A 21233-nucleotide genomic window follows, 5' to 3' on the forward strand; every position below is an offset into this window, starting at 1 on the left:
AAGGTCCGATATGGAGATCGTCGGAATTGTTGCGACCGCGGTTGTCGCGGTGATCGTCCTCGGAGCCGCCTATGTCGGCATTCGATCGATACCGGATTTGCGGCGATATCTGAAGATCCGTCACATGTAGCACTGAGGAGATGTCATGACCGACCCTGATCAGCGCGAGGAACCCCAGTCGGAACGGGGCGAGCCGGGCTCGCGCGACACCGGCTCCGACGAGGTAGCGGCCGGACCCGCGGACCGTCCCTCGGGCGATATCGGACACGAGGAGACGACCTCCGCCGAGGGCACCGATCCCACGCGGACCGTCGAATTCACCAATGAGACAGCCGGTTCCGACGCCCAGGCGCCGATCCCGCCGTACGAGGGCCGCAAAACCGAGGCGAACGACCCGGACGAGACGGCCACCGGCGAAGTCGGCGGCGCGGAAGTCGGCGGGGCGACCGCGCCGACCGAGGATCAGGGGTGATCTGACGACGACAGTGCTGGTCGCGGGAATCGGCAACATCTTCCTCGGCGACGACGGATTCGGACCAGAGGTGGTGCGGCGGCTGCCACACCATCCCGACCCCGCGGTGCGCGTGATCGACTACGGCATCCGCGGCATGCATCTGGCCTACGACCTGCTCGATGGGTGGGACGCGCTGGTACTGATCGACGCGCTACCGAATCGCGGTGCGCCGGGCAGTATCCGGGTGTTCCAAGCCGAACCCGACCGCGACGGCGCCGCGAATCTCGATGCGCACGCCATGAATCCAGAGGCGGTGTTCGCCAGCGTTCGCGCGCTCGGCGGCACGCTACCGCCGACCTATGTGGTCGGCTGCCAGGTCGAGTCCGTGGACGAGAGGATGGGTCTGTCCGAACCTGTTGCGGCCGCGGTTGATACGGCAGTAGCTGCGGTCGTCGAAGTTCTGGCGGATTTGTCGCCGGTATCGATCACCGAATCCGCCCGTCCCGATCCGGTTGCCGCGCCCGATCCGGTTGCCGCGCCAGTCGCCGTGATCTCTCGGGATGCCCCTTACGCGCCGGATGCGGCCCCCGCGCCTGGCGCCGATTCCGAGGTGCTACCGCCCCAACACTTGCCCACGCCCGCAGCAGCTCGACAGGAGGAATGACCGATGTGCCTTGGCATTCCCGGCCGCGTCGTCGAAATCCTCGACGGCTACCACAATCAGATCGCGCTGGTCGATGTCCAGGGCGAGAAGCGCAAGGTGAATATTGGTCTGCTGGAGGACGATCCGGCGCGGCCCGGCGACTGGGTGATCATCCACATGGGCTTCGTGATGGAGAAGACCGACGAGGCGGGCGCGGCCGCGGCGCTGGCCGGGTTGCGCATGCTCGGGAGCGGTGAAGAACCATGACCGTGCACCGGTCGCGGCGCAAGGTGGTGGTGCGCGGCGTGGTGCAGGGGGTCGGCTTCCGGCCCTTCGTCTACACCACCGCCGCCGAACTGGCGCTGGCCGGCCGCGTATCGAACGACAGCTCCGGCGTGCTCATCGAAATCGAGGGCGCACCAGCCGATCTGGACGAATTCGTGCGCCGGGTACGCGAGAGTCCGCCGCCCCTCGCCGTGGTCGAATCGGTTGAGCAGCAAACCATCCCGCTGCGCGGCGGCACCGGCTTCCACATCGCCGACACCACCCGCGACGGCGCGGGCCGCACTCTGGCCTCACCCGACGTCGCCCTCTGCGCCGACTGCGCCCGCGAACTCGCCGACCCCGACAACCGCCGCCACCGCCACCCGTTCATCAACTGCACCAACTGCGGCCCCCGCTTCACCATCATCGCCACCCTGCCCTACGACCGCCCGCACACCTCGATGGCCGACTTCCCGATGTGCGCCGATTGCGCCCGCGAATACGCCGACCCGACCAACCGCCGCTTCCACGCCCAGCCGATAGCCTGCCCCAACTGCGGCCCAACCCTCGCCTACACGGGCACCGGCGACCCCCTCACCGCCGCCCGAAACCTGTTGCGCGACGGCGGCATCCTCGCCGTCAAAGGCATCGGCGGCTACCACCTCGCCTGCGACGCCACCAACGAATCCGCCGTCGCCGAACTCCGCAAGCGAAAGCGCCGCGGCGACAAGCCTTTCGCGGTCATGGTGCCCGACTTGGATACTGCCCGCGCGATTGTCGAAGTCGATCCAGCGGCTGCCACATTACTGACCAGCCCCGCACGACCGATCGTGCTGCTGGCCCGCCTCGACTCCGCTGGCCCCGCGACCTCGGCAGATGGCCTGCAGTCGCCAGGTCGCTTGTGGTCGACGGATGGCTCGCAGGTGACAGACGGTCCGCTCGCGGCCGACGGCATGCATGCCGTCGGTACCCTGCCTGGGCTGGACGCGAGGCGGGTCTCGGCTGGACCGTCGGGCTCCGAATCGGGCGCACGTGGCGATGTGTTGCGCGCTGAAGGTCCGGGGCCCGCCGGAAGGGTGATTCCCGCGACCTCGGTGGCTCCTCGTAATCCCGACTTGGGCGTCATGATCGCCTACGCCCCGCTGCACCTGCTGTTGTTCGGGTTGCCCGGCGATCCGCCCGGCCCGCAGGTGTTGGTCATGACGTCGGGCAACCTCGGCGGCGAGCCGATCTGCTACGACGACAACGATGCCCGCGCTCGCCTCACTGGCCTCGCGGACGGGTGGCTGTCGCACAACCGGCGCATCCTCGTGCCGTGTGATGACTCCGTAGTCCGCCTGGTCGACGGCATCGAACTGCCCGTGCGCCGCTCTCGCGGGTACGCACCGCTGCCTCTTGCCTTGCCCATCCCGATGCCGCCGACGCTTGCGGTAGGCGCGGACCTGAAGAACACCTGCGCGGTGGCCGACGGGCGATACGCGTGGCTCAGCCAGCACATCGGTGACATGGACGACCTCGCCACACTCCGGGCCTTCGACGACGCCGAACACCATCTCGAGCAGCTCACCGGCGTTCAGCCGAGCCAACTCGTCGCCGACGCGCACCCACGCTATCGCTCCACCGCGTGGGCGCAGCGCAATGCGGGCGACCGCCCGGTGCGCCTGGTGCAGCATCATCACGCGCACATCGCCTCGGTGATGGGGGAGCACGGATTAGGCGCGGCGGCAACGGTTCTCGGTATCGCGTTCGACGGCACCGGGTTCGGCCCGGACGGCGCGGTGTGGGGCGGTGAGGTGCTCTCGGCCGGTTACAAGGGTTTCCGGCGGCTCGCCCACCTGAGGTACGCGCCGTTGGCGGGCGGTGACGTGAGCGTGCATCGGCCGTATCGGATGGCGCTGGCGCACCTGTGGGCGGCGGGTATCGACTGGTCGGAGTCGATCCCTTCGGTGCGCGCCTGCCCCGCCGATGAACGTACCGTGCTGGCCCATCAATTCGAGACCGGCCTCGGCTGTGTGCCGACCTCCAGCATGGGCAGGTTGTTCGACGCGGTGTCGTCGCTGGCCGGCGTCCGGCACGTGGTGGACTACGAGGCGCAGGCGGCGATCGAGCTCGAAGGGCTGGCCCGCGGTGTTTCGGACGACTTGGGATATCGGTTCACGATCGACGCCGACGAAACCGCCCCCGCACTACTCGACCCGACCCCCGTTCTCGCCGCGGTAGTTGCCGATGCGGCACACGGTGTCCCGGCCGCCGTGATCGGCGCGCGCTTCCACCACGCGGTGGCACACCTGATTCTCCAACTGGCGGTGGCCTATTCGGCACCGTCGACCCCCGTCGCCCTCTCCGGCGGCGTCTTCCAGAATGCCCTCCTGCTCGCGCGCTCCCGCGCCCTGTTGCAGGACAACGGCTTTCACGTCATCACCCATCGCAGGCTGCCGCCCAACGACGGCGGACTCGCGTTCGGGCAATTACTCGCCGTCAGCGCGGGATGAGGAAAGGAGCGCGGCCATGTGCCTGGCAGTACCAGGGAAGGTGCTCGACCTGCAGGAGCGGGACGGCACCCTGATGTCGGTCGTCGACTTCGGCGGCGTGCACAAAGACGTGTGCCTGGAATACATCCCGGACGCGGCGATCGGCGATTACGTGGTCGTCCATGTCGGCTTCGCGATCCAGCGCCTGGACGAGGAGTCGGCGCTGAAGACGCTCGCCGAATTCGAGCGCCTCGGCGTGCTCAACGAGGAATTCGGCGACGGCTTCGCCCTCGCCGCCAAACAAGCCGGGCTCGCCGACCCCACCGCCGAAACAGCCCCACCACAACCAGTTACCGAGGTGACGCCATGAAGTATCTCGACGAGTTCAGCAATCCGGAACTGGCCGCGAAGCTGCTCGACCAGATCCGCGGTGTGACCACCCGACGCTGGGCCATCATGGAAGTCTGTGGTGGACAGACACATTCGATCATCCGGCACGGCATCGATCAGCTACTGCCGAACCAGATCGAGATGATCCACGGCCCAGGCTGCCCGGTGTGTGTCACCCCGCTCGAGGTGATCGACAAGGCGTTGGCGATCGCCGCCCGCCCCGGCGTGATCTTCTGCTCGTTCGGCGACATGCTGCGCGTGCCCGGCAGTCAGAAGGATCTGTTCCACGTGAAGAGCGAGGGCGGCGACGTGCGCGTCGTCTACTCGCCGCTGGACGCGCTGAACATCGCCCGGCAGAACCCCGACCGTCAGGTGGTGTTCTTCGGCATCGGCTTCGAAACCACCGCCCCGGCCAACGCGATGACCGTGTATCAGGCCAAACGCCTTGGTATCGACAACTTCTCGCTGCTCGTCTCGCATGTGCTGGTCCCGCCCGCCATTGCCGCGATCATGGAGTCGCCGAGCTGCCGGGTCCAGGCCTTCCTCGCCGCCGGACACGTCTGCAGCGTGATGGGCACCGAGGAGTACCCGCCGCTCGCCGCGAAATACAAGGTGCCGATGGTGGTTACCGGCTTCGAACCGCTGGACATCCTGGAAGGCATCCGCCGCACGGTGATTCAGCTGGAGGCGGGCAAACACGAAATGGAGAACGCCTATCCGCGCGCGGTGCAGGCGGCGGGCAACCCGGCCGCGCGGGCGATGCTGCGCGACGTGTTCGACGTCACCGACCGGGCCTGGCGGGGGATCGGCATGATCCCGCAGAGCGGATGGAAGCTGTCCGAACGCTATCAGGACTACGACGCCGAGCTCCGCTACTCCGTCAGCGATATGCATACCGACGAGTCGTCGATCTGCCGCTCCGGCGAAGTACTGCAGGGCCTGATCAAACCGCACGAATGCGCCGCCTTCGGCAAGGAGTGCACGCCACGAAACCCGTTGGGCGCCACCATGGTGTCCTCCGAGGGCGCGTGCGCGGCCTACTACCTGTACCGGCGCCTGGATCTGCCCGCGGAGGTGGCTCATGCCTGACGAAACGGTCGTCGCGGGGGCGACCATCGACATGGAGAGCTGGGTCTGCCCGATGCCGCTGCGGGACTCACCCAACATCGTGATGGGTCACGGCGGTGGCGGCGCGATGTCCGGCGAGCTGATCGAGCACCTCTTCCTGCCCGCCTTCGGGGCGGCCGCGGACGCGGGGCTCGGCGATTCCGCGGTGATCACCCTCGGCGGGGTCCGGCTGGCGTTCTCCACCGACTCGTTCGTGGTGAAGCCGCTGATGTTCCCCGGCGGCTCGATCGGTGACCTCGCGGTGAACGGCACGGTCAACGATCTAGCGATGTCGGGTGCGCGCCCGATGGTGCTGTCCACCGCGTTCATCCTGGAGGAGGGCACCGCGCTGGCCGAGATCGCCCAGGTCGCCAAGGCGGTGGGCACGGCGGCGCTCGCGGCGGGCGTCACCCTGGTCACCGGCGACACCAAGGTGGTCGATTCCGGGCACGGCGACGGCATCTTCATCAACACCGCGGGCATCGGCATTGTCGATGACGGTGTCGATATCCGGCCGCAGCGGGCGCGAGTCGGTGATGTGGTGATCGTCAGCGGCGATATCGGGGTGCACGGTGTCGCGGTGATGAGTTGCCGCGAGGGCCTCGAATTCGGCACCACCGTGTGCAGCGACACCGCGCCGCTCAACGGCCTGGTCGCCGCGATGCTGGCCACCGGCGCCGACCTGCACGTCTTGCGTGACCCCACCCGCGGTGGCGTATCGGCCACGCTGAACGAGATCGCGCGGGCCGCGAAAGTCGGTGTGTCGCTGGACGAACGGAAGCTACCGGTGCCCGCCGCTGTGCGCGACGCGTGCGGTCTGCTCGGGCTCGACCCGATGTATGTGGCCAACGAGGGCAAGTTGGTCGCCTTCGTCGCGCCGCAGGAGGCGGACATGGTGCTGGCCGCGATGCGCGAGCATCCGCTCGGCTCCCGCGCCGCCGCCATCGGTGTCTGCGTCGAGGAACACCCCGGCATGGTGGTCGCGCGGACCGCGCTCGGCGGCACCCGCGTGGTCGACCTTCCGGCAGGGGAGCAGCTGCCCCGGATCTGTTGAGCACCAGGTCATCGAGAGGAGTTCACTATCGAGCAGCTCATCAGCGGGACCGAGTTCTTCGCCAGGTACGCCTACGCGCCGAACCGGCTCGGCTACTGCGGCCCACCAGAAGCCGTCGCGCTGCGCGGCGGCGCCGAGGCCGACGTGCGCGCGGTGGCCCGGCAGTTCTCCGGCGCGTGGCCCTACCTACAGGTGATGTCAAGACTGACCGGAATCGCCGACCCACTCGATCACCGCCTCGTCGAATCGTATTGGCTCGGCGGCGGTATCGGCGCGGACCTCGACCCCGACGCGTTCGCAGCCGAACTGCTCGCCGTCATCGGTCCGATGGCCGGCCACTACTGGACACACCTGACCGCAGACCTCGCCACCGAGGCCGCCGCCAACCACTGCTTCCACGTGCTCGGCGTGTACCCGTGGACTCGCCTGCTCGGCAAGGGAAAAAGCAACCACCCGCTCCAGGTCCTCGACGGCTGCCGCATCTCCTGGGGCACCGTAATCGACTGCACGGGAACCGATATCACACTGACCCGCCGCGAACTGGTGTGGGACGGCCGCGAACTGAGCCTGTCGGCCCCCGCACCCCAGCACGCCGAGATCTGGACCGACGGCTACTCAGCCGTCCCTAACCTGACACCCGGCGACCAAGTCGCCGTGCACTGGGGACGACTGTGCGGCCGCTTGGATCCCAGCCAAGTCCAAGCCCTAGAGACCAGCACCGCCCGCCAACTACACGTCACCAACCAGCGACTAGGGCGCGCCCCCTGAATCTTGTTGTGCCCCGCTCGGAGCGACGCTGATCGATCCGATCCACCTACTGACCGAGTGGGCGAGGGCTAACGGCGACGCGGTCCTCGATGCGCTCGACGCCGGCGCGGACCGGTCGCCGACTGAGGTGGGCGCCCAGTCCTTTTGACGGCTTGGTCTCAGTGGCGCTTGGTGACCTGGACGCCTTGGCTGGGGCGCCACACCTCGACGACCAGTAGTTGCTGTTCCTGGTCCACGCTGGTCAGGACGGCGGCGCTGAGGTCGAGGCGGAATGCGTGATCTTCGCCTGCGGGGTCTGCGCCGACTGCCTCGCGTGCGGCGGGATCGGTGAGTTCGATTGCGGTGCCGGAGATCTTGGCGTCACCGTCGGACGGGTGGGCGTGGATCGCGCATCGGCCGTCGCGCTGGAGGTCGCGGGCTTTCCTTGCGCCGGGCATCGAGCCGAAGGTGAGGTCCGGGTCGTGGAAGGCGACTTCGGAACCGCTCACTCGGGGAGATCCGTCGCGGCGAATCGTTGCCAGCACGTGACTCTCGTGTAGCTGGAATCGTCGTTTCACCTCCGCTGCCAACTGCGGAGCTTCGTTCTCGAAATCGCGCCAGGTAGCCACGATCCCTACCATCTCACGACCCACCGACATGTTTCAGGCGCGTGCAGGCCGTAGCTGGGGTTCACGATCAACGGCGCATGGGCGGCGGCACATGCGCCGTTGATCATGGAGCGATCTGTCAGTGCGGCGTCGTCAGGTCGTAGACCGCGACGTTGCCGATATGGACCGAATTGAAGTGGGCGGCAACCCAATCCGCGATTTCCTTGTTTCCGGATGGCCGCCATAGTCCGTTGCTTTTCGGCTGGCCCGGTTCCGTCAGGACTCCCGGCTGGTCCGCGACCTTCCAGGAATCAGGCAGCTGCACCTCCTGGGCGAGGTAATACGTCACCTGGTGAGTGCTGACGAGGCGCTGGAAGTCGGGCAGGGTCGGCACCGGGTCGTCAGAGGTGAAGCCGCCGATGGCGATCACCGGTGTGCGACTGTCGAGTTCCAGGCTGGCGGCGGTCGAGGACCGATCGACCGCCGCCGACCAGGTGGTGGTCGTGTTGCGCAGCATTTCGGAGACCTGCGGTTCGGTAGTGCCGTCGAGGAACGCGGTGACGGCGCGGCGGATCTGGTTTGCGGGGCCCGGTCTTTCGGGCTTGACGGGACCGACCGAGGGTCCGCCGCCGACGTGTTCCTGCGGCAGGGTGGCCGCCGCGTAGGCGGAGGTGCCGCCGAGCCCGGCCAGCACGCCCGCGATCACCAATACCGAGGTGGCCCGGGTGCGGAGCCTGCTCGACACGGCGGGGAAGGCGGTGGCGAGCAGTCCGAGTGTGGCGAGCACCGAAACCGCGAGCAGGGTCCAGCGCAGCCACGGCAGCCAGTCGGCATTGCGACCCAGCAGCACGAAAGCCCACCCGCCGGTCGCGAGAACCAGTGCGGCGGAACCGATTCGGCCGAACATCTCGTCGCGCCGCCGCCACGCTTCGTGCACGCCGAGGGCGAACATTCCCGCCACCGCAGGCCCGATGGCGAGGGTGTAGTACGCGTGCATGCCACCCTTCATGGTGGTGAACGCGATGCCGTCGATCACCAGCCACAGACCGAAAACCAAAGCGGCCCCGCGCAATTGATCGGTGCGCGGCGCGCGCCAGCGCGACACGAGCACCACCACGAACGCCAGTAGCGCGGCGGGCAGCAGCCAGGAGATCTCGAAGCCGATCTCACCGGTGAACAGCTTCCAGTGGCCCGATCCGCCGAACCCACCGAAACCGCCGAACCCACCACCGCCGAGATTGCGCGGCATCTCGTAGCCGGCCGGCAGCTCGAAGCGGTTGCCGCCGCCTCGATGGTTCTGGCCGAGGAACCGCGCGAAGCCGTTGTAGCCGAGGACCAGGTCCATGAAGGTGTTGTTCGTGGATCCGGCCAGGTAGGGACGGGACGAGGCGGGCCACAGGATGGTCAGCAGCACGTACCAGCCGGACGAGACGATCAGCGCGGCGGCCGCACCGGTCAAGTGCCACAAACGATTCCGCAGCGTGGTCGGCGCGACGATGAGGTAGGCGATGCCAAGGGCGGGCAGCACCATCAGCCCCTCGAGCATCTTGGCCAGGAACGCGAATCCGAGGGCGACACCGGCCAGCATCAGCCAGCGCGGGCTGGCGTGGCGCAGCGACCGGATGGTGCAGTACGCGCCCGCGGTCATGAGCAGCACCATTACCGCGTCCGGGTTGTTGAACCGGAACATCAACGCCACCACCGGGGTAACCGCCAGCGCCGCCCCGGCGAGCAGTCCGGCGCCGCGGCTGTCGGTCGCGCGGGTGACCGCGGCGTAGGTCAGCGCGACCGCGGCGACCGCCATCAGTGCCTGGGGGATAAGCATGCTCGCACTGCTGAACCCGAACACCTGGCCGGACAGCCCCATCACCCACTGGGAGACGGGCGGTTTGTCGACGGTGATGAAGTTGCCGGGATCGAGGGAGCCGAACAGCAGCGCTTTCCAGTTCCGCGAGCCCGCCCAGGTGGCCGCAGCGTAGAAGTTGTTGCCCATGCCGTTGACGGTGATGTGCCATAGATACGCGGCAGCCGTGCCGATCAGGAGCGCGGCCAGTCCCACCCGCTCCCAGCGGGTGGCCGGTGGCAGGCCGTCCGGCTCGGGCGTGTCGGCGGGGTCGGTCGCATCGTGCAGGGCCGGTTCGGCGCTGATCGTGGTCACCGCAGGAGCATGCCCGGCGCAGCGGTGAAGGCGCTGGGCGCTCGCTGGCAATATGCTGTGAACGCCCGTGGCCTGCGCGGATGATCGTCGGACCGACGAAACGAACGGCCACACGGATCACCGTGCGGCCGTTCGGGTATCGAACTCGGCTAGATCTTGCGGATTACCGTGACGACCTTGCCGAGTACCTGTGCGTCGTTGCCGGGGATCGGTTCGAACACCGGGTTGTGCGGCATCAGCCAGACATCCTTGCCGGTGCGCTTGAACGTCTTCACCGTGGCCTCGCCGTCGATCATCGCGGCGACGATATCGCCGTTGTCGGCGACGTTCTGCTGCCGCACCACCACCCAGTCGCCGTCGCAGATCGCCGCGTCGATCATCGACTGCCCGACGACCTTCAGCAGGAACAGCGAGCCCTCGCCGACCAGCTCGCGGGGCAGCGGGAACACGTCCTCGACCGCCTGCTCGGCCAGGATCGGGCCACCGGCGGCGATCCGGCCGAGGACCGGCACGAACGTCGGCGTCGGCCTGCTCGGATCGACTGCGGCGCTGTCGGATTCGTCCGCCGTGGCGGCGTGCAGGCTGGTGACGGCGCGCCCGACCTCGTCGAGGCCGCGAACGTCCACGGCGCGTGGACGATTCGGGTCGCGTCGCAGAAAGCCCTTGCGCTCCAATGCGCGCAGCTGATGAGCGACCGAGGAGGTCGACGTCAGCCCGACGGCGTCGCCGATCTCCCGGATGCTCGGCGGGTAGCCGCGCTCGCTCACCGAAGACCGGATCACGTCCAGCACTTTGCGCTGACGCACGGTGAGATCCGCCCCGGTAACCGCCGTGTCGGCGCCGCCTTCGCTCTCTACGCCCGTGTCGTCTGTGTGCCTCACCGCAACCGCCCTTCCTTGCTGTGTCCGGGCTGATCCGTCGCCCGGCATATCTGTGCATGGCCTGTCTTGAATTTCGTCTTTCGAATCTAGTCCGGTCGAGCCGATGTTTCAAACATCTGTTCGAGGAGTGTCGGGCGTTTCCTGCTGACATTGTCGGTGGCACGTGGTAGAAATCGAACATCAGTTCTTCGAACACCTGAGCGAACAATGCATCGAAAAGCGGCACTGAACAGCGGTACCGACCAGCCCGACCGGTCCGCCCAGCTCGAACGACCCAGCTCGAACACAGACGGAGCACCCACCACGGAGGTTTGTCCGATGAGCACTGCGATCAGCGACATCAACACGGAGCTCGACGCGCCCGCAACGGCCCTCGTGCCGCACGTGGACGCTGCCCGTGACATCGATACTCGCGAGGTCGACCCGCGCGACATCGACTCGGCCGAGATCGACCTGGCCTTCGAAACCGTCCCGCGCGTGCATCGAGGCACCCTGCGTACGCGGACCCTGGATTCGACCCACCGCTCCACCGTCGACCGCCGCCCGCGTGGCGCGAGGCCCGGCGGGGTCGCCGTATACGACCGCGGCACACGAACTTCCACCGTGCGGCGGCCCAGCGGCGCGCATCCGGGTGAGCTGGTCGAACAGGCACAGGTCGGATTCGCCGTCCTGGCGGTGGCCGCGCTACTGAGCGCGCTCGTGGTGGCCGCGCTCATCACGCTGGCGCACCTGCGGGCGGGGGACTGGGGTGGCGACACCTCGACGAGCACCGTGCCCGCGGTGGTCGATGGTCGGTCCGCGCCCGTCGATGTCGTGCCCGGAAGCGTGCTGCCCCAAGGTGATATCGCGCCGCGCTGATTGTCGGGTCTGCCCGCGACGCCATCCTCTTCGTGAATCTTGTCGAGTAGCGGGCTTGACGCTCGGCTTTGCCGGCCGGTCGCGAAGTGGCCGAATTTGTTGATCATCGACTAGAACATGTTGCTAGTGTGCTGAACACGTGATCTGGCAAAGGTCTTTGCCAGACATGGCCTTGGCCTTCGAACGAGTTCGGGACTAGCAATGACGCACCTCGCCACCGCCGGACGGTCTGCCCGGCTTCTCGCCCGAATCGTCGGGCTCGCTCTGTGTCTCGTATTCGGGTTCGCTGCTATCCCGGTTGCTCAGGCGGCGCCTGCCTATGCGGCATACCTGGACCTGCCCTCCGTCAATGGTGACGGTGCGGGCGGTGGTGGGTTGAATCCGGCGCTCCCGCTGGATGAATCGGCGCTGTCCGCGGCGGTCGAGGAAGCGCGCGCCGACGGCGTGTCGCCGCGCCGGTATGCGACGTTGCTGCATCAGTACTGGTTGGTTGTCGCGACGCGCAACGCAAACATCGACCTCGCGGCTTGGGATCCGGCGCGTGGCGTGCAGGCCAATGAGGGCACCTTCTGTCAGGTGTACGTCAATTACCTGCGGCTCACCACGCAGCACCCGGAGTTCTACTGGGCGGGGCTGGCGGGCATCGCGGGCGGTTCGTTCGCCTCCGGATTCTTCGACATGAGCGATGTCGGCGTGGTGCTCGACGTGCCCGGCATCCATCAACTCGGTGCCGCGGTAGCCGACCTGTTGCGCAACACGCCGCCGGAACTGGTGCAGGGGTTGCCCGCCGACGTCCGCCTGCTCGCCGAGGAGGGCTCGCGGCTCAGCGCTGAGGATGTCGCCTGGTATCAGACCCGGCTGATGATCATGCAGAAGCACATCTTCACCGACCTGGTCCCGATGCACGAAGCGTATGTCGCGCTGGGCATGCGGGGCATCGACGAGATGTACGACGCGGGCGTGCTCGATGCCGACATCCACACCGCATGGCAGTCCATCGCGTCCGGCACCAGCGCGGGCAATATCGACGCGCTGATCCGGATGACCGACCGCGAACAGAACCGGGTGATCGCCGACCAGTGGGACGCGACCGCGGCGGGCCGCGCCCCGATCGGCCGCGTGCTCACCTACGTGAGCACCATCGCGGGCAAACCCGCCGTGCCCGGCGTCCGCGCACCGGGCGTGTTCGCGCCGGCCACCGTCCGGGCCGACGTCGGCGGCCGCAGCCTGGCCCTGCGCACCCCGCTGCCCGACTTCAACTGGGCCGACCGCGACACCCGCTGGACCTACATCACCGGCGACCTCGTCCCACGCCACGTCGACATGGAGCTGAACCCCGTGCTCGGACCCGCCGTGCTCGGCGAGCCGTTCTGGAACAAACTCGCCCGTGGCCGCCTCGTCCCGCGCCTGCCGGAGCTCATCGCCGACCTGACCTCGCAGTGGCAGATCGTCGAATAGTCCTGCCACGAGCGGGGGCAGCGCCGGCGGGTACAGGGTGAGTGGGACAACCCACGTACCCGGACAGGTATCCTCGAAGAGCTATGCAGGTATTCCGCATATCGCCTGAGGTTTACCTGGTGCCGGGGTCTAGGCCCCTGTACACGTGCTCGCCGGGACGGTCACCCCGATCGGTTGCCGGGCCGGCCGCGAGCACGCGCATCGACGAAGGATCTCTCGGATGCATTGCCCGTACTGCCGACACCCCGACTCCCGGGTGGTGGACTCGCGCGAGGCCGACGAAGGCGCGGCCATCCGCCGCCGCCGCGCGTGCCCGCACTGTGGGCGGCGGTTCAGCACGGTCGAAACCGCGATCCTGTCCGTGGTGAAACGCAGCGGCGTCACCGAGCCGTTCAGCCGGGAGAAGGTCATCCGCGGCGTGCGCCGCGCCTGCCAGGGCCGTGAGGTCGACGACGACGCCCTGAACCTGCTCGCGCAGAAGGTGGAAGACGCCGTGCGCGCCAAGGGTTCCCCCGAGGTGCCCAGCCACGAGGTCGGCCTGGCCATCCTCGGCCCGCTGCGCGACCTGGACGAGGTCGCGTACCTGCGCTTCGCCTCGGTCTACCGCTCCTTCACCTCCGCAGCGGATTTCGAACGCGAGATCCAGGAGATGCGCACCGCCCGCGAGGCAGCGGCCGTCGCCGCCGAATAGCAACCGCCGCACCACTTCTGATTTCGCGCACCTGGAATCGCATGCTATTCCCGGTGCGCGAAATCAGAAGTAGTGCAGCTGTTTCGGTACCGTGCCCCGCGGTGGGCGGGCACGTGTTCTCCGGTGGTGGGTGCCGCTACCTGCGGATGGCGGCGATGGCGCGTTCGATGCGCTTGGCGGACACCGGGTATGGGGTGCCGAGCTTTTGGGCGAACAGGCTGATGCGGAATTCTTCGAGCATCCACCAGATTTCGACTACGGCCGGAGCGTGGCGGCGGTTTTCCGGCAGGGCGTTGACCAGGCGGTCGTAGGCGGTGAGGGCGCGGTCGAGTTCGATCATGCCCTGACGGTCGCGGACCGCGGCGGCGGGCAGGGACTCCAGGCGGGCGACGGCGGCCTGGAGGTAGCGGGGGAGTTCGCGTAACCGGGTGCTGCCCCATTCGGAGACGAAGCCGCGGAAGACGAGGTTGTCGAGCTGGTCGCGGACGTCGTCGGCGATGTCGCGTTCGGAGGTCTCGGCCAGGGCGGCCGAAACCCGGTGAGCCTCAGCCAGAATCGGCACCACGAGACGGACCAGTTGGGCTACCGCGGAGACGAAGTCGGGGCGAATCTTGGCGACCAGCGCGGCAAAATCGTCCGGGTTGTGCACCGGTCCGCCCGCGGCGGCGATGAGCTCGTCGGCGGCCGCGGCGCGGCAGTCCTCGATCAGTGCGTCCAGTGAGCCGTACGGATTCTGTGTCAGCGCAAGGCGATCCGTGGGACGCAGGCTCGAGGTGACGGTGCGGACCGAGGTCGGCAGTGCGTTCAGGATGAGGGTGCGGGTGCCTGCGCGCATCGCGGTGGCCTGTGCGGCAGGCGAACTGAGCACTCGGACGGCCACGCCGTCGCCCTCGGGGACCAGGGCGGGATAGCCGGTGACGGTCTGTCCGGCGACCTCGCGGCGGACCGTCGGCTCCACCGTGCCGAGCGATTCCGACGTCCATGCCGCCGCTGGCGCCCGTTCCGCGCCCGCTGTCGCGCGGGCTACCGATGCGGCGACCTGGTCGGCCAGTTGAGTTTTGAGCGTCGGCAGGCTCTTGCTGCGAGCAAGCACGCTGCCCTTGGTGTCGACGGCCGCGAACGTCATCCGCAGATGATCCGGCAGCGCACCGGTGTCGAGGTCGGTCGGGTCGATCGTGATCGAGCCCAGGCGGGACAGCTCCCGTGCCAACCCGATGCGCAGCGGCTCCGCGCGCGGAGTGAGCGCGGCCAAGGCCGCTGCGGCGAAGTCCGGAGCCGGAACGACGCTGCGCCGCAACGCCTTCGGCAGCGTCTTGATCAGCGCCGCGGCCAACTCGTCGCGCATGCCCGGCACCAGCCAGTCGAAGCCGACGGCACGCACATGGGCCAGCTGTTCGACCGGGATACGGACGGTGACGCCGTCTTCCTCATTGCCCGGCTCGAACTGGTAGGTGAGCGGGAAGCTGAGTTCGCCCTGCCGCCAGGCGTCGGGGAAGGCGGCCGGATCCAGCGCCGCGGTGCCCGCGTTGACGACGGTCGAGGTCGAGAAGTCCAGCAGCGCCGGGTCTTTCCGGCGCGCGGACTTCCACCAGCTGTCGAAATGCCGCACCGACACGATGTCGGCGGGCAGGCGCTTGTCGTAGAACTCGAACAGCACCTCGTCGTCCACCAGGATGTCGCGGCGGCGGGCGCGGTGCTCCAGATCGGCGACGTCGTCGATCAATTCACGGTTGCGGTGGAAGAAGTCGTGCCGGGTCTGCCATTCCCCCTGCACCAGTGCGTGTCTGATGAACAGTTCGCGCGACAGCTCCGGATCGATCCGGCCGTAATCCACCTGCCTACCGGTGACCAGCGGGATGCCGTACAGGGTGACCCGCTCGTAGGCACTCGCCGCCCCGCGCTTGGCCGACCAATGCGGCTCGGAGTAGGTGCGTTTCACCAGATCCCCCGCGAGCCGCTCAGCCCACTCCGGCTCCACCTTGGCCGCCATCCGCCCCCACAACCGGGACGTCTCGACCAACTCCGCCGCCATCACCCAACGCGGCGGCTTCTTCGCCAGCGACGAGCCGGGGAAGATCATGAACTTCGCATTGCGCGCCCCGAGAAACTCCCGCGATTCCGCCTCGCGCAAGCCGATATGGGAGAGCATGCCCGCCAGTAGGGCTTGATGGATCCCGGTGGAATCCCAAGGCATGTCGTCGGATTCGACCGACGAGCTGTCGGCCGTCTGCGGTGCGCCGCCGCGCTTCGAGCGACCACCACGAGCCGCGTTGGCATCCTGCCGGTTCGATGCCCCAGCGCGTGCGACGGACTGCGGATTTTCGGCGGATTGCACAGTGGCCTTGCCGGACCGCCGACGCCGCGAACCACCCTCGCTGCTGGAACCAGGCTGTCCACTCGCCGAACTGTCCGCGTTCTGCTCGCCCGACTGTGCACGGCGCGAACCATTCTCGGAGTTTTCCGGCGAATCAGGCTGCCCTTCTGACGCGCCGTCTCCTTGGCCACGAGATCGTCCGCGGCGCGAACCACCCTCGGTGCCCTCCCGCGAGCCGGACTGTCCTTCTGGCGCACCGTCGCCGCCTTGGCCGCGCGCCCGTCCGCGGCGCGAACCACGCCCTGCCTGCCCCGAGGCAGGAGCCGAGTCGCCTACTTCCGCAGAGCGATCCGATGCCCCATCCGCCGACCATCCGAGTCCTCTGGTGATGGTGCGCAACTGTCCGTGCAGATCCTGCCACTCCCTGATCCGCAGGTAATGCAGGAACTCCTCGCGGCACATGCGCCGGAACTGGTTGGACGACAACGATTTTCGCTGCTCGGTCAGGTACTCCCACAGCCGGAGGTAGGCGAGGAAATCCGATCCTTCGACGATGAACCGCGCGTGCTTGGTGTCGGCGGCCTGTTGATTGTCCGCGGGCCGCTCGCGGACATCTTGAATCGACAGTGCCGCAACGATGATCAGCACTTCCGCCAGGCATCCGTTGCTGTGCGCCTCCACCAGCATCCGCGCCATCCGCGGATCGACCGGAAGCTGCGCCATGTCGCGGCCGATCGGGGTCAGCGTGAGTCCGACGTCCGATTCGGTGTCGCTACCTGTCCGCCGACCCAGCGCGCCAAGCTCTTCCAGCAGCGCGATGCCGTCGCGGATCGCCCGCTTGTCCGGCGCCTCGACGAACGGGAAGTTCTCGATATCGCCCAGTCCGAGCGAGGTCATCTGCAGGATGACGGCGGCCAGGTTGGTGCGCAGGATCTCCGGTTCGGTGAATGCGGGCCGCGACTCGAAATCGTCCTCGGAGTACAGCCGGATGCAGATGCCGTCGGCGACGCGACCACAGCGTCCGGCGCGCTGCCGGGCGGAGGCCTGGGAGACCGGTTCGATGGGCAGCCGCTGCACCTTGGTGCGCATCGAGTACCGCGAAATGCGCGCTGTCCCAGGGTCGACCACGTACCGGATGCCCGGCACGGTGAGCGAGGTCTCCGCGACATTGGTGGCGAGCACCACGCGACGGCCGGCATGCGGCGCGAACACCCGGTGCTGTTCGGCGGTGGACAGCCGCGCGTACAGCGGCAGGATCTCGGTGCGCGGCAGCTTCAGATCGCGCAAAGCGTCGGCGGCGTCCCGGATTTCGCGTTCGCCGGACAGGAAGACGAGCACGTCCCCGTCGCCCTCGTCGAACAGTTCGGCGACCGCGTCACCGATGGCGTCCACCGGGTCGCGATCGACGACCCGGGTGTCCTCGTCGTCTTCGTCGTCGGCACCGGGCAGCTCCAGCGACAGCGGCCGATAGCGCAGCTCCACCGGATAGGACCGGCCGGAAACCTCGACAATCGGTGCGGGAGCGCCGTTCTCGTCGGCGAAATGCCGAGCGAACAGCTCCGGGTCGATGGTCGCCGAGGTGATGATGATCTTCAGGTCGGGCCTGCGCGGCAGCAGCTGTTTGAGGTAGCCGAGCAGGAAGTCGATATTGAGGCTGCGTTCGTGCGCCTCGTCGATGATGATCGTGTCGTAGCGGCGCAGCAGCCGGTCGCGCTGGATCTCGGCGAGCAGGATGCCGTCGGTCATCAGCTTGATCAGCGTGCGGTCGGAGGCGTGGTCGGTGAAACGGACCGTGTAGCCGACGGCGTCGCCGAGTTCGGTGCCGAGTTCCTCGGCGATGCGCTCGGCGACGGTGCGTGCGGCCAGCCTGCGCGGCTGGGTGTGGCCGATGGTGCCGCGGATGCCGCGCCCGAGTTCCAGGCAGATCTTCGGGATCTGGGTGGTCTTGCCGGAACCGGTCTCGCCGGCCACGATCACCACCTGATGCGCGGCGATGGCGGCGGCGATGTCTTCGCGGCGCTGGGTGACCGGCAGCTGCTCGGGGTAGCGGATCTCCGGCACGGCGGCCCGTCGCGCGTCGATGCGGAGCTCGGCCGCGGCGATCTCGGCCTCGACCTTGCCCAGGTCGGCACCGCGCGCCCGGTCGAGCTGGCGGCGCAGCCGGTATTCGTCGCGGAGGGAGAGATTCGCCAGGCGGGTGCGGAGCTCGCGGGGTCCGGTATCAGCTGTCCTGGTCATTGCATTCACAAGCGTAGCGAAGGGCGGCAACTGGTATTTCCGTCAGGCGGCCCGACCGGGTTGCCGACAGTGTGCGGACTGTCCGGATTTGCCGGGTGAACGGGGCTTGATATGCGAGGATCGGGCGATGGACGCCGATTCGGGCACGGCTTGGGTGTATCGCGGTCTACGGATCGTCTTCGGTGTGCTCGGCATCGTGGCGCTGGTGTGGATTCCGTGGCGCAACATGCACGAGGCGGCGTTCTCGACGGGAAACTACTTCAGCTACTTCACCATTCAATCGAACGTGTTCGCGGTGCTGGTGTTGCTGATCGGCGCCGTGCGCGATCCGAACAGTCATCGCTGGGAGGTGCTGCGCGGCGCGGCCGCGCTGTATCTGCTCATCACCGGCGTGGTCTACGCCGTGCTGCTGGCCAATATCGATGTGATGCTCACCGATCGCTGGATCAACGACATCCTGCATCGGGTGATGCCGATCGTGCTGGTCGCGGACTGGGTGCTCATCCCGGCGCGCCAGCGTCTGACCCTCTCGCCGCGCCTGGTCGGTCTGTGGCTGATCTATCCGATGATCTACGGCGTCTACACCCTCATTCGTGGCCCGATCGTCGATTGGTATCCGTACCCCTTCCTGGATCCGCGGCGGCAGGGTTACGTCTCGCTGACGATCGGTTTGATCATCCTCACCGGCGTCTTCACCCTCCTGGCCGTCGCCATCGCGGCCGTCGGTGGCCTGGCCCGCCGCCGAACGCCGTGAGCGGGAAACAGCTGCGTCTCGACGGCTATATCTGTTCGATGCTTACGAAGACGTGTTGATGGCCATACGAGCACTGGGCCGCAGTTGTGTTTGGCCTGGTGTAGCGGGTATCGAAGCAATCGGTGAACATAGGAGCCGTCGTCGCGATTCGGAGGGCGACACCTTCCTCCGGTAAAGGTGGACACATGAACTCGCTATGGCATGGATTTGCCGACATGGGTGCGGTCGAGCGGGACGGCGCGTTCGTCGTTGCCCGTGGCGAGGGCGCCTACATCTACGACGCCGCCGGCAACCGCTACCTGGACGCGACGGCCGGGCTCTGGTTCACCAACGTCGGCCACGGCCGCGGCGAGATCGCCGACGCGGTCGCCGCGCAGCTGCGCAAGGTCGCGCACTACTCGAACTTCGGTGACTTCACCGAACCGGCCACCCAGGAACTCGCCGAGCGGCTGTCGGCCATGGCGCCGGTGCCGGGCAGCAAGATCTTCTTCACCTCCGGCGGCTCGGACTCGATCGACACCGCCGCCAAGCTCGCCCGCCGCTACTGGCACGAACTCGGCAAGCCGGACAAGACCATCGTGGTCGGACGGCAGAAGGCCTATCACGGCATGCACGTGGCGGGCACCGCGCTCGCGGGCATCCCGGTGAACCGCGAGGGCTACGGCGAGTTCATGGCCGACGCGCGCACCATCGAATGGGACAACGCCAAGTCGCTGCTCGCCTTGATCGAGGAGGTCGGCGCGGACCGCATCGCCGCGTTCTTCTGCGAGCCGATCATCGGCGCGGGCGGCATCTACCTGCCGCCGGACGGCTACCTCGCCGAGGTGCGCCGCATCTGCCGCGAGCACGACATCCTGTTCGTCGTCGACGAGGTCGTCACCGGCTTCGGCCGGATCGGCGGATCCTGGTTCGCCTCGTCGCGCTTCGACCTGCAGCCGGATCTGATGACCACCGCCAAGGGCCTCACGTCCGGGTACGTCCCGATGGGTGCGGTTTTCATCGCGCCGCACATTGCCGAACCGTTCTTCGCGGGCGGTGTCTGGTGGCGGCACGGCTACACCTACGGCGGGCACGCGGGTGCGGCCGCGGCCGCGCTGGCCAACCTGGACATCGTCGAGCGGGAGAACCTCCTCGATGGGTCGGCCCGGTTGGAAGCCACGCTGCACGCGAAGCTTGCCCCGCTGGCCGAACACCCGCGCGTCGCCGAGGTCCGCAGCGGGCTCGGTGCCGTCGCCGCGGTGCAGCTCGTCGACCCCGCCGAGGGCCTGCCGATGGTGAAAACCCTACGTGCCCATGGTGTTTCGAGTCGTGCCGCAGGCCAGGGTGCCATGCAGATCTCGCCGTCGTTCGTCATGACCGACGAGCAGGTCGACGAGCTGGTCGAGGGCTTCACCCGCGCCCTCGGCTGAGCTCCTGCGCGCCCACTGATCTGCGGCACGCTTTCTGATCTCCGGCACCGGGAATCGCATGCGAATCTCGGTGCGGGAGACCAGGAGGCGTGCGGCTGTGTGGCTCAGAGTGTGCGGGTCATGTAGTGGCTGTACGGGTCTAGTTTGTAGTTGCCGAAAGGTGCGCAGAACTCGAAACCGTGTGCGGCGTAGAGCTTCTGGGCCGGGACGAAGTAGTCTTGGGTGCCGGTCTCCAGGCTCACCTGCCGGTACCCGCGGGCAGTCGCTTCGGCCAGCAAGTGGCGCAGCAGCGTTGACGCGATGCCGCGGCGTTTGTGCGTCGCCGCCGTGCGCATGGACTTGATCTCGGCGTGCTCGGCGTCGAGCTGCTTGAGTGCGGCGCAGCCAGCTAGGGTGTCGCCGTCCCAACCGCTCCACACAGTGATCTCTGGACGGTGCAGCGCGTCGAGGTCGAGGGCGTGCATGCTCTCGGCGGGGGATTGCGCGCCCAACTCGGCCACGTGTTCGGTGAGCAGGGCGGCGATCTCCGGTCCGGAGAGGTCGTCGATGACGATGCGCAGTGCGAGCTTCGAGCTGGTCGAGGTCGAGTCGGTGGCGAGGGCGCCCGCGGTAGCAGACTGGTCGGTGTTGCTAGACATTTGTCCATAGTGCACCGCATCGCGGAGTCATGATCACTCGACGGACCCCGATCGACCGGCTTTACTGAGAGGGCACTTGCCCGCACTTGCTCGGCG

At 67.9% G+C, this 21233-nt stretch carries 18 protein-coding genes and 1 pseudogene; 14 read left to right on the forward strand and 5 right to left on the reverse strand.

Features of this window, described 5'->3' with window-relative positions:
- The first annotated feature begins 10 nt into the window (after positions 1–10).
- The 9 genes and pseudogenes from ACIBK2_RS11250 (at position 11) to ACIBK2_RS11290 (ending at position 7151) form a co-directional block, all read left to right on the forward strand.
- Positions 11–130, forward strand: coding sequence for a DUF6893 family small protein (locus tag ACIBK2_RS11250; protein ID WP_396966076.1), 120 nt, complete (start codon positions 11–13; stop codon positions 128–130).
- A gap of 15 nt (positions 131–145) precedes the next feature.
- Positions 146–472, forward strand: coding sequence for a hypothetical protein (locus tag ACIBK2_RS11255; protein ID WP_396966078.1), 327 nt, complete (start codon positions 146–148; stop codon positions 470–472).
- A gap of 1 nt (position 473) precedes the next feature.
- Positions 474–926, forward strand: a pseudogene (locus tag ACIBK2_RS11260) (hydrogenase maturation protease); the annotation flags it as partial.
- Between the two features lie 195 nt (positions 927–1121).
- Positions 1122–1364, forward strand: a complete 243-nt coding sequence (locus ACIBK2_RS11265) for a HypC/HybG/HupF family hydrogenase formation chaperone (RefSeq protein WP_357378873.1) — start codon at positions 1122–1124, stop codon at positions 1362–1364.
- A complete protein-coding gene (locus ACIBK2_RS11270; protein ID WP_396966081.1) occupies positions 1361–3853 on the forward strand; it encodes a carbamoyltransferase HypF in 2493 nt (830 codons plus the stop codon). Before ACIBK2_RS11265 ends, ACIBK2_RS11270 begins: the two co-directional genes overlap by 4 nt.
- A gap of 16 nt (positions 3854–3869) precedes the next feature.
- Complete coding sequence (locus ACIBK2_RS11275; RefSeq protein ID WP_396966083.1) at positions 3870–4202, forward strand: HypC/HybG/HupF family hydrogenase formation chaperone; 333 nt, start codon at positions 3870–3872, stop codon at positions 4200–4202.
- Positions 4199–5311, forward strand: coding sequence for a hydrogenase formation protein HypD (hypD, locus tag ACIBK2_RS11280; protein WP_396966085.1), 1113 nt, complete (start codon positions 4199–4201; stop codon positions 5309–5311). Before ACIBK2_RS11275 ends, hypD begins: the two co-directional genes overlap by 4 nt.
- Complete coding sequence (hypE, locus tag ACIBK2_RS11285) at positions 5304–6383, forward strand: hydrogenase expression/formation protein HypE (RefSeq protein WP_396966087.1); 1080 nt, start codon at positions 5304–5306, stop codon at positions 6381–6383. Before hypD ends, hypE begins: the two co-directional genes overlap by 8 nt.
- A 27-nt stretch (positions 6384–6410) precedes the next feature.
- The gene (locus ACIBK2_RS11290) at positions 6411–7151 is read left to right on the forward strand and encodes a DUF6390 family protein (protein WP_396967186.1); all 741 of its coding nucleotides are present in this window, start codon (positions 6411–6413) and stop codon (positions 7149–7151) included.
- 158 nt (positions 7152–7309) lie between these two features.
- On the opposite strand, the gene ACIBK2_RS11295 is transcribed toward ACIBK2_RS11290, so the two are convergent.
- The 3 genes from ACIBK2_RS11295 to lexA all read right to left on the reverse strand — a co-directional run bounded on the left by ACIBK2_RS11295 (position 7310) and on the right by lexA (position 10777).
- Entirely contained in the window at positions 7310–7759 is a 450-nt protein-coding gene (locus ACIBK2_RS11295; RefSeq protein WP_396966089.1) for a pyridoxamine 5'-phosphate oxidase family protein, read from the reverse strand.
- 118 nt (positions 7760–7877) lie between these two features.
- The gene (locus tag ACIBK2_RS11300; protein ID WP_396966091.1) at positions 7878–9896 is read right to left on the reverse strand and encodes a glycosyltransferase family 39 protein; all 2019 of its coding nucleotides are present in this window, start codon (positions 9894–9896) and stop codon (positions 7878–7880) included.
- A 149-nt stretch (positions 9897–10045) separates the two neighbouring features.
- Positions 10046–10777, reverse strand: coding sequence for a transcriptional repressor LexA (gene lexA, locus ACIBK2_RS11305; RefSeq protein WP_396966093.1), 732 nt, complete (start codon positions 10775–10777; stop codon positions 10046–10048).
- 318 nt (positions 10778–11095) lie between these two features.
- On the opposite strand from lexA, the gene ACIBK2_RS11310 reads away from it, so the two are divergent.
- The 3 genes from ACIBK2_RS11310 to nrdR all read left to right on the forward strand — a co-directional run bounded on the left by ACIBK2_RS11310 (position 11096) and on the right by nrdR (position 13784).
- A complete protein-coding gene (locus tag ACIBK2_RS11310) occupies positions 11096–11635 on the forward strand; it encodes a hypothetical protein (RefSeq protein ID WP_396966095.1) in 540 nt (179 codons plus the stop codon).
- Between the two features lie 201 nt (positions 11636–11836).
- Positions 11837–13093 carry a hypothetical protein gene (locus tag ACIBK2_RS11315; protein WP_396966097.1) on the forward strand — a complete coding sequence of 419 codons (1257 nt, stop codon included), beginning with the start codon at positions 11837–11839 and terminating at the stop codon, positions 13091–13093.
- 220 nt (positions 13094–13313) lie between these two features.
- Entirely contained in the window at positions 13314–13784 is a 471-nt protein-coding gene (nrdR, locus tag ACIBK2_RS11320; RefSeq protein WP_357378891.1) for a transcriptional regulator NrdR, read from the forward strand.
- Between the two features lie 136 nt (positions 13785–13920).
- Here nrdR and hrpA read toward each other — a convergent pair whose 3' ends face one another.
- Positions 13921–18336 carry an ATP-dependent RNA helicase HrpA gene (gene hrpA, locus ACIBK2_RS11325; protein ID WP_396966100.1) on the reverse strand — a complete coding sequence of 1472 codons (4416 nt, stop codon included), beginning with the start codon at positions 18334–18336 and terminating at the stop codon, positions 13921–13923.
- A 127-nt stretch (positions 18337–18463) separates the two neighbouring features.
- Between hrpA and ACIBK2_RS11330 the strand changes: the two genes are divergently transcribed.
- Complete coding sequence (locus ACIBK2_RS11330; RefSeq protein WP_396966103.1) at positions 18464–19090, forward strand: Pr6Pr family membrane protein; 627 nt, start codon at positions 18464–18466, stop codon at positions 19088–19090.
- Between the two features lie 185 nt (positions 19091–19275).
- Complete coding sequence (locus tag ACIBK2_RS11335) at positions 19276–20499, forward strand: aspartate aminotransferase family protein (protein WP_396966105.1); 1224 nt, start codon at positions 19276–19278, stop codon at positions 20497–20499.
- A gap of 104 nt (positions 20500–20603) precedes the next feature.
- Here the strand turns inward: ACIBK2_RS11335 and ACIBK2_RS11340 are convergent, their stop codons facing one another.
- Positions 20604–21137 (reverse strand): GNAT family N-acetyltransferase, encoded by a 534-nt coding sequence (locus tag ACIBK2_RS11340; RefSeq protein WP_396966107.1) that lies wholly within the window; start codon positions 21135–21137, stop codon positions 20604–20606.
- Between the last annotated feature and the right edge of the window lie 96 nt (positions 21138–21233).

This window comes from Nocardia sp. NPDC050175, assembly GCF_044459885.1.
GTDB lineage: Bacteria > Actinomycetota > Actinomycetes > Mycobacteriales > Mycobacteriaceae > Nocardia.

Coding starts and splice junctions, on each gene's coding strand:
- ACIBK2_RS11250 (WP_396966076.1), top strand. CDS start 11: ATGGAGATCGTCGGAATTGTTGCGACCGCGGTTGTCGCGGTGATCGTC.
- ACIBK2_RS11255 (WP_396966078.1), top strand. CDS start 146: ATGACCGACCCTGATCAGCGCGAGGAACCCCAGTCGGAACGGGGCGAG.
- ACIBK2_RS11265 (WP_357378873.1), top strand. CDS start 1,122: ATGTGCCTTGGCATTCCCGGCCGCGTCGTCGAAATCCTCGACGGCTAC.
- ACIBK2_RS11270 (WP_396966081.1), top strand. CDS start 1,361: ATGACCGTGCACCGGTCGCGGCGCAAGGTGGTGGTGCGCGGCGTGGTG.
- ACIBK2_RS11275 (WP_396966083.1), top strand. CDS start 3,870: ATGTGCCTGGCAGTACCAGGGAAGGTGCTCGACCTGCAGGAGCGGGAC.
- hypD (WP_396966085.1), top strand. CDS start 4,199: ATGAAGTATCTCGACGAGTTCAGCAATCCGGAACTGGCCGCGAAGCTG.
- hypE (WP_396966087.1), top strand. CDS start 5,304: ATGCCTGACGAAACGGTCGTCGCGGGGGCGACCATCGACATGGAGAGC.
- ACIBK2_RS11310 (WP_396966095.1), top strand. CDS start 11,096: ATGAGCACTGCGATCAGCGACATCAACACGGAGCTCGACGCGCCCGCA.
- ACIBK2_RS11315 (WP_396966097.1), top strand. CDS start 11,837: ATGACGCACCTCGCCACCGCCGGACGGTCTGCCCGGCTTCTCGCCCGA.
- nrdR (WP_357378891.1), top strand. CDS start 13,314: ATGCATTGCCCGTACTGCCGACACCCCGACTCCCGGGTGGTGGACTCG.
- hrpA (WP_396966100.1), bottom strand. CDS start 18,336: ATGACCAGGACAGCTGATACCGGACCCCGCGAGCTCCGCACCCGCCTG.
- ACIBK2_RS11330 (WP_396966103.1), top strand. CDS start 18,464: ATGGACGCCGATTCGGGCACGGCTTGGGTGTATCGCGGTCTACGGATC.
- ACIBK2_RS11335 (WP_396966105.1), top strand. CDS start 19,276: ATGAACTCGCTATGGCATGGATTTGCCGACATGGGTGCGGTCGAGCGG.
- ACIBK2_RS11340 (WP_396966107.1), bottom strand. CDS start 21,137: ATGTCTAGCAACACCGACCAGTCTGCTACCGCGGGCGCCCTCGCCACC.